This is a genomic window from Dietzia sp. MNB45, from assembly GCF_051994785.1.
GTDB lineage: Bacteria > Actinomycetota > Actinomycetes > Mycobacteriales > Mycobacteriaceae > Dietzia > Dietzia kunjamensis.
Genome location: NZ_CP163397.1, coordinates 752,874 through 766,376, shown reverse-complemented (window position 1 = coordinate 766,376; position 13,503 = coordinate 752,874). Strand labels below are relative to the sequence as shown.

The following is a 13,503-nucleotide window of genomic DNA, read 5'->3' as shown; positions in this document are numbered from 1 at the left end:
ATGGATTTCTCCGTCGACGACACCACCGCGGAGCTGACCGCCCTCGTCCGTGACATGGGCGAGCGTCTGGTCACCGACGACTCCCTGCGAGAACTCGACGCCCGGTTCGGCCCCGGCACCGAGTCCGGCGGAACCGACCGCGACACCGCCCGGTTCCACGCCCGATACTGGGAGGAACTGGTCCGGGCCGGCGTCCCGGCCGCCCTCGCCCCGGAGTCGCTCGGCGGCGCCGGGCTGGGGGTGATCGGCGAGGCCCTGGTCCTACGCGAGTTGGGCCGGGTCGTCGCCCCGGTTCCCCTGTCCCCCGCGATACGCGCGGCCCACCTGCTCGAGGCGGCCGGGCGGACCGACCGCGCCACCGCCGTGGCGGAGGGGCGCGAGATCGCCGCCGTCGCTGACGGTTGGTCCGGCCCCGTACCGGAGGTGGACTGGGCGCCGATCGCCGATGTGATCGTCCGGAGGTCGGCCGACGGCGTACACGTGTCGGACGGCGCGGCGGTCACCGTGGAACGCACGGTCCCCGTCGACTACTCGTGCAGCGGGCTCGTCACCGGTGACACAGGTGACGCCACCGCGCTGGCCGCCGGGGCGCTCGAGTTCGATGCCCTGCGCCGCCGCGTCCACCTTGCCGCCCACCAGTGGGGCGTGATCGAGGCCGCTCTCGAGCGCACCGCCGCGTACGCGAGCACCCGCCACCAGTTCGGTCGCCCCATCGGCACGTTCCAGGCCGTCGCCGCCCGTCTGGCGGACGGGTCCATCGACGTCGACGCCGTCCGGTTGAGCACCCTGCGCGCCGCCTACGAACTCGACGCTTGTAGCGGCGACCCCGGCCCGACCGCACACGCAGCGGTGGCCTCCGCCCACTTCTGGGCCTGCGACGCCGGCCACCGCCTCGCCCACACCGCCGTGCACGTCCACGGAGGTGTCGGGCTGGACCGCTCCGAGCCCGTCCACCGCTACTTCCTCGCCGCGAAGGCCGGCGAGTTCCGCCTCGGCGGCGCCACCCGGCAACTGCTCGACCTGGGCGACCTGCTGGCCACCGCGGGCGACCCCTGGGAGTACTCGGCGTGAGCGGCGCGGTGAAGACGATCGCGGAGGTCGCCGCCCAGCCGTTCACCTCCGTCGCCGACGCGGTGCACGCCCTGCGCGCCGTCGGCGACCGCGGAATCTGGTCTGACGGCCGGCTCACGCCCTGGTCGGACGCCGTCGGCGCGGTGGCCGTGCGGATCGCGGCGCTTCGGGAACTGATGACCTCGTCGTCGCCGCCTTCGTCGTCGTCACCATCGTCGTCGTCACCGTCACGCCCGCACATCGGCCTCCTCCTGGCCGGCACACCCGAGTACCTCCACCTGCTCGGCGCGGCGGCATGCTCGGAGCTCGTCGTGGCCGGGCTCAACCCCACCCGGCGCGGCGAGGCTCTGATCCGCGACGCGGCCCTCGCCGACTGCGCGCTCATCCTCACGGACACCGACAACGCAGCGCTGCTCGACGGGCTCGACCCCGGCGTGCCCGTGGTCTCCGTCGACTCCCCCGAGTGGACCGCGCTATTGGAGCGCCACGCCGACGCGGCGCTCCCCGAGGTGGCGGACGTGCCAGCCGGCCCGGACGACCTCGTCGCGCTGGTGTTCACCTCCGGCACCAGCGGCGACCCCAAGGCCGTCCGGATCACGCAGGGCAAGATCTCCGTGCCCGGCCGCATGCTCGCCGAGAGGTTCGGGATCGGCGCGGACGACTGCGTGTACAGCGCGATGCCGCTGTTCCACTCCAACGCCGTGATGGTGGCGTGGCCGATCGCCCTGTACTCCGGATGCTCGATCGCCCTGCGGCGTCGCTTCTCCGCCTCCAACTGGCTCGACGACGTCCGGCGACACGGATGCACGTTCGCCAACTACGTCGGCGCACCACTGTCCTACATCCTGGCCACCCCCCAGCGCCCCGACGACGCCGACAACCCGATGCGCGTGGTCTACGGAAACGAGGCCCCGGCCGACGTGCGCCGCGAGTTCGCCCGGCGCTTCGGCGTCACCGTGGTGGACGGGTTCGGTTCCAGCGAGGGCGGCATCTCCGTCACCCGTACGCCCGGGACCCCCGACGCCGCGCTCGGTCCACTGCCGGACGGGGTGCGGATCGTCGACCCGGAGTCCGGGGACGAGCGCCCCCGCGCCCGCTTCGACGACGCCGGTGTCCTGCTCAACGCCGACGAGTCCGTGGGTGAGATGGTCGCCGACGGGCCGGGCCTGTTCGCCGGGTACTACGGCGACACCGCCGCCGACGCCGAGAGGATGCGCGGCGGCCGGTTCCACTCCGGTGACCTCGCGTACGTCGACGACGACGGGTGGGTCTACTTCGCGGGCCGGTCCGGTGGCTGGATGCGCGTGGACGGGGAGAACCTGGCGGCGGCACCGATCGAACGCGTACTGCGCCGTCACCCCGATGTGGCCGAGGTCGGCGTGTACGCCGTGCCGGCGGAGACGGTGCGCGGCCCGGCCGTGATCGGCGACGCCGTCGCCGCGGCCGTGGTGCCACGCGAGGGTGCAGACGCCTCGGCCCTGGCCGACGGATTCGGCGATTTCCTCGCCGCCCAACCCGACCTCGGGCCCAAGCAGTGGCCGTCGCTGCTCCGGATGACCGCCGCGCTACCACGGACGGCCAGCTTCAAGTTCCGGGCCCGCGACCTCAGCTCGCTGGGCGCCGAATCGGCCGGGGACAGGGTCTGGGTCCGCGCCGACGGTGCGGGGGCCTTCACCCCCGGGTGAGGTCGTCGGTAGGTTTGGCGTGTGGACCACGCCGTGAACCCCGACCTGCAGCATTCCGCCGGCGACGGCATCAATGACGATGCCGTCGCCGCCGACGACGACTTCGGCATCTCCGCGCCCGTCCCGCCCAAACCGCTGCTGCGGGGGTGGATTCACGCCGGCACTCTACCCGTCGCGATCGCGCTGGGCGTCGTGCTCACCGTGCTCGCCGAGGGGACCGCGCTGACCTGGGCCTGCGCCGTGTTCCTGGCGACCTCGACCCTGCTGTTCGGGATCTCGGCCCTGTATCACCGGGTGAACTGGGGGCCACGCTCCGCAGCCCTGATGCGCCGGCTCGACCACTCCAACATCTTCCTGCTCATCGCCGGGACGTACACCCCCATGACGGTGGCGGCACTGGAGCCCCCGACCACCCAGATCCTGTTGACGCTCGTGTGGTCGGGGGCTCTGCTGGGGATCCTGTTCCGCCTGTTCTGGTTGTCCGCGCCGCGCTGGCTGTACGTCGTCCTGTACATCGGCCTCGGCTGGACCGCGGTGTGGTTCGCAGGCGACCTCATCACCGCCAACCTCGCCGCCGTCATCCTGGTGATGGTCGGTGGCGTCGCCTACACCGGCGGCGCGGTCGTCTACGGCCTCAAGCGACCCGACCCGGCCCCCGGCGTCTTCGGTTTCCACGAGGTGTTCCACACATGCACCGTGATCGCGTTCGCCTGCCACTGGGCCGCGATGCTGCTGTTCGTCCTGACCAGCTGATCACCTGCTGGCCCGATGGCCAGCTGGCCGGCGAGCCGCCCGATACAGAAACGAGAATCCGCTATCCCGATTCCGGATCTGCTACCCGAATTGGGCTGGCGGATCCGGAATCGGAGTAGCGGATCTGGCCGATGACGGCGAGACGGGCCCGTCCGGTCAGGCCAGGGTCGCGCGCAGCCGCTCGACGGCGGCCTCGTACTCGGCGACGATCTGCGCCATCGTCTCGGCCACGGGCACCACGCCCTCGAGGGAGCCGATGATCTGGCCGGCGGGCATGGCGACGACCTCGGGATCCTGCGCCTCGGAGATCCGCTGGTGGGCCTCCGCGACGAGGATGTTCTGCAGCGGCATGGGCAGCGGGTCCGGCGCGTCGGCGGCGGCCCACGCCTCGGTCCACTTGCTCTTGAGCAACCGCGCGGGCTTGCCCGAATAGATGCGCGTGCGGACGGTGTCGCGGCTGGTCGCGGCCACGAGTGCCTTCTGCATGGCCTGCGACCCGCCGTCCTCGGCGTACTCGGCGGCCGTGAGCCAGCGCGATCCCATCCAGGCGCCCTGCGCGCCCATCCCGATCACGGACGCGACCTGGGTCCCGTCGCCGATACCACCGGCGGCCAGCACCGGGGCCCGGCCGTCGAGGGCCTTGACGATCTCGGGGACCAGCACCATCGTCGCGACATCGCCGGTGTGACCTCCCGCCTCGCCGCCCTGGGCGATCACGATGTCCACGCCGTTGTCGACGTGGGCCAGGGCGTGCTTGGTGGCGCCGGCGAGGGCGGCGACCTTCATCCCGTTCTCGTGGGCGAGGTCGATGATGTGCTTCGGCGGTGAGCCCAACGCGTTGGCGATGAGCACCGGCCGGTGCTTGAGAGACATCTCCACGTGCGACTGGGCGACCGAGTGCAGCCACCCGATGACGCCTGCGTTGTGCTCGGCGTCATCGCCGAGCGGCGGGACGCCGAGGTCGTCGAGGACCCGGGAGACGAACGACTTGTGCTCCTCGGGGATCATCGCGGCGATGTCCTCCGGGCTCCCCTCGGTGGGGACCTTGTTGGGCATGACGATGTCCACCCCGTACGGCTTGCCGTCGGTGTTCTCGTCCATCCAGGTGAGCACCTCGTCGAGCTCCGCGGCGTCGTTGTACCGGACGCACCCGAGCACGCCCATGCCGCCGGCACGGGTCACGGCGGCCGCGACGGCCTTGGACGGGGTGAACGCGAAGACCGGGTACTCGATCCCGAACTCCTCCGTGAGGGAAGTGCGAATGCTCACTTGCTGATCTCCTGGCTGTCGTCTGCGGGGCGGGACGCGGCGATGTCCGCGGCCCACCGGTAGTCGGGCTTGCCCGCGGGATTGCGCTTGACCGAGTTCTCGACCCAGACCGCGCGCGGGCACTTGTAGCGGGCGATCTCCGTGCGCGCGTGCTCGTTGATCTCCTCGATGGGCGGGCACTTGCCGTCCCGGGTGTGCAGCACGGCGGCGACCTTCTGCCCCATCCGCTCGTCGGGGACGCCGATCACCAGCGCGTCGAACACGTCGGGGTGCGTCTTGAGGGCCGCCTCGACCTCCTCCGGGTGCACCTTCTCGCCGCCGGTGTTGATGGACACCGAGCCGCGGCCGAGCATCGTGACGGTGCCGTCGGACTCGACCCGGGCGTCGTCGCCGGGGATGGAGTAGCGCTTGCCGTTGTACGTCTTGAACGTCGCCGCGGTCTTGGCCTCGTCCTTGTAGTACCCCAGCGGGATGTGACCGGTCCGGGCCACCTTGCCGATGACATCCGACCCGGGCTGGATCTCGTTGCCGTCGTCGTCGAGGACCGTGGTCTCGCCGTCGATCTTCACGCGCGGACCGCCGGTGTGGGTCTTCCCCTTCTCCGCCAGTGCGATGCCCGAGAAGCCCGTCTCCGACGACCCGATGGAGTCCGAGATCATCGCGTTGGGGAAGGCCTCGATGAACTGGTCCTTGACCGAGGGCGAGAAGAGGGCAGCCGAGGACCCGATGTAGAAGAGCGACGAGGGGTCGTACTTCTCCGCGTCCCAGGCCTCGATCATCGGTCGCGCCATCGCGTCACCGGTGATGAACATCAGGTTGATCTTGCGGTCGGTGACCGTCTGCCAGACCGTCTCCGCGTCGAATTCCGGGATGAGCACACTCGTGTGACCGGCGAACAGGGCCATGAGGATCGCCCACTGGGCTCCGCCGTGGATGAGCGGCGGTAGCGCGGCCCGGACCAGCACCCCGCTGTCGACAGCCTTGTTCGCCAACTCCCACTCGTCGGCGACCCGCTCCCCCGTGAGGAAGTCGATGCCACCGCCCAGGACCATGAACACGTCCTCTTGGCGCCACATGACGCCCTTGGGCGAGCCCGTGGTGCCACCCGTGTACAGCATGTAGATGTCGTCGTTCGAGCGCTCGCCGAAGTCCCGCTCCGGGGACTGCGCCGCCAGGGCGTCCTCGTAGTGCGCCACGGAGACGCTCTCGGGGACCACCGGGTCCGGTCCGTCGGTCCCGTCCTCGAACACCAGGCAGTGCCGGACCCCCGGGGTCCTGGGCAGGGCCTCGGCCAGGGTCTGCGAGTACCGCCGCTCGTGGATCACCGCGACGGCGTCGGAGTTGTCCAGCAGGTACTCGAGCTCGGCCGGGACGTAGCGGAAATTCACGTTGACCATGACCGCGCGGATCTTGAAGATCGCCACCATGGCCTCGACGGCCTCGATGGTGTTGCGGCTGTACACCGCGACCTTGTCGTCGGGCCCCACCCCCACCGACTGCAGGTGGTGGGCGAGTCGGTTGGCACGGTCCTCGAGCTCCCGGAAGCTGAGCTCGCGATCACCCTGGACGAGCACGAGCCGGTCGGGGACACGGTCCACGCTGTGTTCTACGAGATCTCCGATGGTGTACGCCATGCCCCCAAACTAGAACGTGTTACCTTCCCGTGGTGTGGGTTACATCGAACCCGGCATAAAGAAATCCTCCAGGAGGCCGAAGATGACCAGCGCCGCAACCCCCGAGGACCAGCACCTGCTCACCGAGCGGCGGGGGCACGTCCTGATCGTCACCATGAACCGCCCCGAAGCCCGGAACGCCCTGTCCGGGCCGATGATGCGGGGCATGGAGGCCGCCTGGGACCTGGTGGACTCCGACCCCGACATCCGGGCGTGCATCCTCACCGGCGCGGGCGGGTTCTTCTGCGCGGGCGCCGACCTCAAGGCCATGAACTCCGACGCCCCGGGGGACAAGTTCGCCGGCGGCGGCTGGGATCTCACGACGCTCCCGGCCCTGCTCAAGGGCCGTCGACTGAGCAAGCCGCTCATCGCCGCGGTCGAGGGGCCGGCCATCGCGGGCGGGACCGAGATCCTGCAGGGCACCGACATCCGCGTCGCCGGACGGTCCGCGAAGTTCGGTGTCTCCGAGGCGCGGTGGGGCCTGTACCCGCTCGGCGGTTCGGCGGTCCGGCTCGTGCGCCAGATCCCGTACACCGTCGCGATGGAGGTCCTCATGACGGGCCGCCACCTCACCGCCGAGGAGGCCGAGCGGTTCGGGCTCATCGGCCACGTCGTCGACGACGGATCGGCCCTCGACAAGGCCCTGGAGATCGCCGACCTCATCGCCGCGAACGGTCCGCTGGCGGTCCGGGGGATGATCGAGACCATCCGTCGCACCGAGGGCATGCACGAGGAGGAGGCCTTCCGCGTCGACGCCGAGGTGGGCGGGCGGGTCTTCGCCTCCGCCGACGCGAAGGAGGGCCCGCGGGCGTTCGCCGAGAAGCGCAAGCCCGAGTTCCGGGGGGAATGACCTCGCCTCGGTCCGTGCCACTATAAGCTTTAGCTGAGAGATGTTGACACGGAGGGTGAGCCGAGCCAATGACTGGAACAGGGCCGAGGGTCGTGATCGCCGACGACGACGAGGACATCCGTGAGCTCGTCGCCTTCAAGCTCGACAACGCCGGATACGAGATCCGCACCGCCCGCGACGGGGTGGAGGCCCTCGAGGCGATCACGAGCTTCGCCCCGTCACTGGCCATCCTCGACATCATGATGCCCGGTCTGTCCGGGCTCGACGTCCTCCGGCGCCTGCGGGACGGTGAGGGGCCGGAGGACTGCCGCGTCCTGCTCCTCACCGCCCGCGCCCGGGATTCCGAGGTCGACGCGGGGTTCGCGGCGGGTGCCGACGACTACGTCATCAAACCCTTCAGTCCCCGGGAGCTACTCCGCCGGGTCGACGCGTTGCTCGGCCGGTAGAACTGCGGACCGCCCGGTGATCCTCTCGTACGACGACCCCTCGCCCTCCCTGCTCGACGACGTCGCGCCCGAGGTCGCGTCCGGCGTCCTCACCACATCGCTGTGGATCCTGGTCGCCTCCATCGCCGTGCTGATCCTCGTGATGGTGTGGGCTCACGCGGCGCGGATCAGCCGCGGTCGTCGCGTCGAGCGAATCCTGCGGCCGATCCGGCCGCGACTGCTCGCGCTCGCCGCGGACGAGGAGCCGACCGACGAGCCCACCGGCAGGCTGGGCGGGTACCGGGCGCGCGTGGTCGACAGGGCCGTTCTCGACCTGCTCGGCAAGGTCCGCGGCGGAGCCGTCACTGCGCTGGTCGACATCCTCGATCGTCACGGCACCGTCGACGGCGCGGTCCGAGGCACCAGCTCGTGGTCGTCCACCACCCGGGCCCGGTCAGCCCAGGTACTCGGGGCGACACGGCGCCGTGAGCACGCGTCCACACTGGCGGGCCTGCTCTCCGACCGGGACCGCGCGGTCCGCGCGACCGCCGTGCGCGCCCTGGGGGTCATCGGCGACGCCACGTTCTCCGACTCGGTGCTACGCGCTGTCCGCGAGGTCGACGGCATCTCCGGGGTGCCCGCCTACGTCGCCGCGGATGCCCTCTTGGCCATGGGCGACGACGTCCGCGAGGCGGTGCGACGGGGCCTCGACGACCCGGATCCCGGCGTACGGTACGTCGCCGCCACGGTCGCGGCGCGCGGTGGCATGGCCTCCCTGCTGCCCCGGCTCCTGCAACTGTTCCGCACCGACCGCGACGAGCGGGTCCGCGCGGCCGCCGCGCGCACGCTGGGGATGATCGGCGACGGCCGGGTCATCGACGACCTCGGGCGAGCCCTCGGGGCACACGAACCGGCGACCGTGCGGCTGGCCGCCGCCACCGCCCTCGGGGAACTGGGCGCCCCGGCCGCGATCCCGCCCCTGCGCTCGGTCCTGACCGACGCCGACCGGCGACTGGCCGAGGTGGCCGCCGGTGCGCTCGCCTCCCTCGGCCGGAGGGGTGAGGCCGTCCTCGTCGACGCCCTGGAACGCGGCACCATCCCGCCGGAGATCTCCGTCCGGGACACCTCGACCGTCTCGGACGACGACCTGGCGGCCCTCGCCTCGCTGGGCGCCGTGACGGCCATCGGCATCCGCGAACGCAAGCCCGACCTGTACGATCTCGCCACGAGCGCCCGGCGGGCCGGCGAGCCCACCCATCAGGATGCCCACCGGGACGAGGAGCCGGCCCCGTGATCGAGACACTCCGCGTGGTGATCGCGACGCTGCTGGACCTGATCGCCTGGCCCATCCTGCTCTACTTCGTGCTCATCAACTCCTCGTACCTGGTGCTCGTGATCGCCGCGGCCGTGGACTTCCGGAGCACGCGTCGTCGTCGTCGTCATTCCGGTCGCGTCGAACGTCTCGGCAGCCACACGGCGCCGGGGGTCTCGGTGGTCGTCCCCGCCTACAACGAGGCAGCCGGCGTCGTCGAGGCCGCCCGGTCACTCCTCGGACTGCGCTACCACCGCCACGAGGTGATCGTCGTCAACGACGGGTCCTCCGACGAGACCCTCCGCGTCCTCGTCGAGGCGTTCGACCTGGTCCGGGCAGACCGCGAGGTGCCCCACGACATCCCGACCCGGCAGGTGCCCCGCGGTCTCTACGTCCCGCGCGACGGATACACCCGGCTCACCGTCATCGACAAAGCCAACTCGGGACGCTCGGACTCCGTCAACGTCGGCATCAACACCGCGGTGGAGGACCTCATCATCTGCGTCGACGGCGATTCACTGTTGGACCCCGACGCGCTGCTCATCGTCACCGAGCCGTTCGCGGACGACCCGCTTCGCACCGCTGCCACCGGCGGTGTCGTGCGAGTCGCCAACGGGTGCACCATCCGGTCCGGGCAGATCGTCGACGTCCGGATGCCACGCAACCTCCTCGCCCAGATCCAGGCGCTCGAATATCTACGGTCGTTCTTCCTGGGCCGCTCCGGGTGGTCCAAGCTGCGGGCGCTGATCCTCATCTCCGGCGCCTTCGGCTGCTTCCGACGCGACCTGCTCGTGGAGGTCGGCGGACTCGACCCCGACTCCATCGGCGAGGACTTCGAACTCGTCATGCGCCTCCACCGTCTACTCCGCGAGCGCGACCAGGACTACCAGGTGACGTTCGTCCCCGAACCGGTGTGCTGGACCGAGGTGCCGGAGACCCTCAAGGTTCTCGGCAAGCAACGCGCGCGATGGCACCGCGGGCTCTGGGAGACGCTGGTCAAACACCGCGTGATGTTCGGCAATCCGCGATACGGACGGGCCGGCACGCTCGCCGTCCCCTACTACTGGGCTTTCGAACTGTTCGCCCCCCTCATCGAGGCGATCGGCCTGGTGCTCATGGTCCTGGGGTTCGTCCTGGGCCTGGTCAATCCCACCACCTTCTGGCTGTTCCTCGCGGTGGCCTACGGTTATGCGATCGTCGTCGCGCTCACCGCCGCCGCGGTAGACGAGGTGTACTTCTCTCGTTACCACCGGTTCGGGAGCATGCTCTCCCTCATCGCCTCGTCGGTCCTCGAGAACATCGGCTACCGCCAGCTCCACGTCATCTGGCGCCTCCGGGGCTGGTGGCAGGCACTGCGCGGGAGCGAACAGCAGTGGGGCGTCATGACGCGCCGCGGCTTCACCACGGAGGGGGCGTCGTGAGGGAGGACGGGATCCCCGCGGACTCCGGCCCGCCCGCCCAGAAGGTCTCCGAGGTCCTCCGCCGCAAGAGCCGCAGCATGCTGATCCTCGTGGTGGTGATCGCCCTGCTAGGCCCCGCGCTGCTACTGATCCAGTTCTACTTCTCCCAGCGCACCAGCACCATCTACACCCCCGTCGTCGACACCACCAGCCGGTTGGTGATCGCGATGCGTTGGGCCCAGTCGGATCTGCGGATGGATCGCGCGTACGGCCTGCCCGGCGCGGAGGACAGGTTGCGGGTGCGCGAGACCGACTCGCGGGAGGCCCTGACCGAGCTGCAGGGTCTGGTCGGGGACGACGACGCCTTCTCCCCCGCCCTCGGCAAGCTCACCGCGGCGTCCGAATCGTGGTGGCGCTACGCCGAGGCGGTCGTCGGGACGACACCCGACCTGCCGCCCGGGTCGACCCCGATCAGCCAGCAGGAGAACATCGACGCCGTCATGGACTTCACGGCGATGGTCACCGCCGCCGACACCCTGCTCTCCGCGGCCATGGACAAGCGGGCGGAGATGCGCACCTGGCGGACGGTCACGCTGTGGAGCGGGTACGCGCTGACCTTCGTGATCATCTTCCTGGCCTCCACCGCGATCATCCGTGACACCCGCCGGACCGCCCGGACGATCGTCGACCCCATCGAGAAACTCGCCGACGTGGCCCGGAACGACACCGAGGGCGGACGAGGGGCCCGCGCCCGCACCGACGAGGGCCCGACGGAGGTCCGCGCGCTCGCCGCGGCGTTCAACGTGCTGTTGGACGCCAGAGATGACTACGAGGCGGGCCAGGAGGAGCACGTCCGCAGGCTCGAGGAACTGGACCGGCAGAAGGACGACTTCGTCTCGACGGTGAGCCATGAACTCCGGACGCCGCTGGCCTCGATCATCGGCTACACCGAGATGCTCTGCGACGGCGACGGCGGCGACCTCACCCCCGCCCAGCACCGCCTGGTCTCGGTGGTCCAGCGCAACGCGGACCGGCTCAAGGGACTGATCGAGGACCTGCTCACGCTCAGCCGGATCGAGGCCAGGGGTCTCGACATCGACCACGACCGGCTCCGCCTCGACGCCGTGGTGGGCCACGTCCTCGAGTCGCTCGGACCCGTGGCCGCCCGCGCCGGGCTCTCTCTCGCGGAGCGGGTCGAGCAGGCCGAGGTCACGGGCGACTCATTGCAGCTCGAGCGGGCGGTGACCAACCTGGTGAGCAACGCCATCAAGTTCACCCCGGAGGGCGGATCGGTCACCGTGACCCTCACCGCGGACGACGACGCAGCGACCGTCACCGTGGCCGACACCGGCATCGGTATCCCCGAGGCCGAGCACGAGCACCTGGGTACGCGGTTCTTCCGGTCGAGCACCGCCCAGCGTGAGTCCATCCCCGGAACCGGGCTGGGGCTGAGCATCGTCCAGGCGATCGCCGAGGGTCACGACGGCGGCCTGGACTTCGACTCGGCGGAGGGCGAGGGCGCCACCTTCCGGCTCACCCTGCCGCTGTGTCACGCCGGAGACCCCGGGGGCCGCGGCCCGACTACAGCTTGAGCCGTGTCCGGACCTGCATCGCCCCCAGGTATCCCGAGGCCATCCGCTGCTTGTCCTTGGTGAACGGCGGCACCATCATCTCCGAGACGTTGTAGGCGAACGAGTGGTGCGCCACCGCCCGCTCGTGGGTGAACGTCCGGAAGCCGTAGTGGCCGTGGTACCCGCCCATCCCCGAGTTGCCGACGCCGCCGAACGGGATGGCGGACGAGGCCATGCCGATCCCGAAGTCGTTGCCGTAGATGTTGCCGGAGCGGGTGCGGTCGGCGACGGTCTCGAAGCGCTCGTTCTTGTCGCCGTACCAGTACAGGACCAGGGGGCTGGGCCGGTCGTTGACGTAGCGGATCGCCTCGTCGAGGCCCCTGTAACCGAAGACGGTGAGGACGGGCCCGAAGACCTCGTCGGAGTCGATCTCCATGTCCGGGGTCACGCCGGTGAGCAGGGTGGGCGCGATCTTGCGGCCGACCGGGTCGGGCAGCCGTTCGCCGGCCGGCGCGGCGTCGCGTTTGCCGGCGCCCTTCCCCACCGCGTCGTCGATCAGCCCGACGATCCGCTCGTAGTTCGAGGTGTTGACGGTCGCCGTGTACTCGGGGTTGCCGACGATGGCCGGGAGGGTGGTGCGCCACTGGTCGAGCACGGTGTCGCAGAACGCGTCCAGTCGGTCCTCGGGGACGAACACGTAGTCGGGGCACATGCACACCTGACCGCCGTTGACGAGGCGGGAGGACGCGATGCTGCGCGCAGCCCGGTCGATATCGGCACTGCTGTCGACGAGGACCGGGTTCTTGCCGCCCAGTTCGAGGGTGACGGGGGTGAGGTTCTCCGCGGCGTCCTTGGCGACGGACTTGCCGACCCCGGGCGAGCCGGTGAAGAACAGGTGGTCGAAGGGCAGGACCGAGAAGTCCGAACCACGGCCGTGTTCGGGTCCGGCGATCGCGAGTTCGTCGACGGCGAAATACTCCGGTGCCAGCCGGCACAGGGCCTCGGTGGTGTGCGCGGTGACCGAGGACGGCCGGATCATCACCCGGTTGCCGGCGCCGAGGGCGGAACCGGCGGGCACGATCGTGAGGTACAGCGGGAAGTTCCACGGTCCGATGATGCCGACGACCCCCTTGGGGTCGTGTCGGACCTGTTGGGTGAAGCCCACCGCCTCCAGGGCTCGGGACACGCGCGTGGGGCGCATCCACTTCTTGATGTTGCCGCGCTGGTGGTCCAGGTCGGGGATGGAGGAGGCGATGTCGGTGAGGGTGGAGAAGGTCTCCGGCCGGGAGCCGTAGTCCTCGCGCATCGCCTCGGTGAGGTCGGCGGCGTTGTCCAGGACGAGGCTTTTGAGGCGCAGGATCCGGTCCCGGCGGATCTTCACGCCCGGCTGGGGATCGGCGAGGAACGCCTGTTGTTGCCGCTCGAGGATCTGCGCGAGCGTGAGATCGCGCGCGGTGGGGGTTCTGGTCATGCGTCCAGGGTAGAACGCGTTCT

At 70.6% G+C, this 13,503-nt stretch carries 11 protein-coding genes; 8 read left to right on the top strand and 3 right to left on the bottom strand.

The genetic code is table 11. The annotated features are described in order from the left end of the window. The 3 genes from AB5G72_RS03750 to trhA are packed head-to-tail and all read left to right on the top strand — an operon-like array spanning position 1 to position 3,509. Entirely contained in the window at positions 1-1,071 is a 1,071-nt protein-coding gene (locus AB5G72_RS03750; RefSeq protein WP_440221041.1) for an acyl-CoA dehydrogenase family protein, read from the top strand. After that, positions 1,068-2,756, top strand: a complete 1,689-nt coding sequence (locus AB5G72_RS03745) for an AMP-binding protein (RefSeq protein WP_440221040.1) — start codon at positions 1,068-1,070, stop codon at positions 2,754-2,756. The genes AB5G72_RS03750 and AB5G72_RS03745 overlap by 4 nt, the downstream gene beginning before the upstream one ends. Before the next feature lie 21 nt (positions 2,757-2,777). Further along, the gene (gene trhA, locus AB5G72_RS03740) at positions 2,778-3,509 is read left to right on the top strand and encodes a PAQR family membrane homeostasis protein TrhA (protein ID WP_440221039.1); all 732 of its coding nucleotides are present in this window, start codon (positions 2,778-2,780) and stop codon (positions 3,507-3,509) included. Between the two features lie 156 nt (positions 3,510-3,665). Here the strand turns inward: trhA and AB5G72_RS03735 are convergent, their stop codons facing one another. Together AB5G72_RS03735 and AB5G72_RS03730 are read right to left on the bottom strand one after the other, a co-directional pair. After that, a complete protein-coding gene (locus AB5G72_RS03735) occupies positions 3,666-4,772 on the bottom strand; it encodes an NAD(P)H-dependent flavin oxidoreductase (protein ID WP_173674834.1) in 1,107 nt (368 codons plus the stop codon). A gap of 2 nt (positions 4,773-4,774) precedes the next feature. Then, positions 4,775-6,412 (bottom strand): acyl-CoA synthetase, encoded by a 1,638-nt coding sequence (locus AB5G72_RS03730; protein ID WP_440221038.1) that lies wholly within the window; start codon positions 6,410-6,412, stop codon positions 4,775-4,777. Positions 6,413-6,494: 82 nt separating this feature from the next. Between AB5G72_RS03730 and AB5G72_RS03725 the strand changes: the two genes are divergently transcribed. The 5 genes from AB5G72_RS03725 to AB5G72_RS03705 all read left to right on the top strand — a co-directional run bounded on the left by AB5G72_RS03725 (position 6,495) and on the right by AB5G72_RS03705 (position 12,030). After that, positions 6,495-7,301, top strand: coding sequence for a crotonase/enoyl-CoA hydratase family protein (locus tag AB5G72_RS03725; RefSeq protein WP_185951234.1), 807 nt, complete (start codon positions 6,495-6,497; stop codon positions 7,299-7,301). Between the two features lie 92 nt (positions 7,302-7,393). Next, positions 7,394-7,747 (top strand): response regulator transcription factor, encoded by a 354-nt coding sequence (locus AB5G72_RS03720; RefSeq protein WP_440221037.1) that lies wholly within the window; start codon positions 7,394-7,396, stop codon positions 7,745-7,747. Between the two features lie 16 nt (positions 7,748-7,763). Continuing rightward, on the top strand, positions 7,764-9,020 hold the full coding sequence (locus tag AB5G72_RS03715) for a HEAT repeat domain-containing protein (RefSeq protein ID WP_407335678.1): 1,257 nt from the start codon (positions 7,764-7,766) through the stop codon (positions 9,018-9,020). Continuing rightward, positions 9,017-10,459 carry a glycosyltransferase gene (locus AB5G72_RS03710; RefSeq protein WP_185951231.1) on the top strand — a complete coding sequence of 481 codons (1,443 nt, stop codon included), beginning with the start codon at positions 9,017-9,019 and terminating at the stop codon, positions 10,457-10,459. Before AB5G72_RS03715 ends, AB5G72_RS03710 begins: the two co-directional genes overlap by 4 nt. Beyond that, a complete protein-coding gene (locus AB5G72_RS03705) occupies positions 10,456-12,030 on the top strand; it encodes a sensor histidine kinase (protein WP_440221036.1) in 1,575 nt (524 codons plus the stop codon). The genes AB5G72_RS03710 and AB5G72_RS03705 overlap by 4 nt, the downstream gene beginning before the upstream one ends. Here the strand turns inward: AB5G72_RS03705 and AB5G72_RS03700 are convergent. Then, entirely contained in the window at positions 12,020-13,480 is a 1,461-nt protein-coding gene (locus tag AB5G72_RS03700; protein ID WP_440221035.1) for an aldehyde dehydrogenase family protein, read from the bottom strand. The genes AB5G72_RS03705 and AB5G72_RS03700 overlap by 11 nt on opposite strands. Positions 13,481-13,503 lie beyond the last annotated feature (23 nt).

Bases quoted from the DNA above. Each gene is read 5' to 3' on its own strand.
- AB5G72_RS03750 (WP_440221041.1), top strand. From the start codon at position 1: ATGGATTTCTCCGTCGACGACACCACCGCGGAGCTGACCGCCCTCGTC.
- AB5G72_RS03730 (WP_440221038.1), bottom strand. From the start codon at position 6,412: ATGGCGTACACCATCGGAGATCTCGTAGAACACAGCGTGGACCGTGTC.
- AB5G72_RS03725 (WP_185951234.1), top strand. From the start codon at position 6,495: ATGACCAGCGCCGCAACCCCCGAGGACCAGCACCTGCTCACCGAGCGG.
- AB5G72_RS03700 (WP_440221035.1), bottom strand. From the start codon at position 13,480: ATGACCAGAACCCCCACCGCGCGCGATCTCACGCTCGCGCAGATCCTC.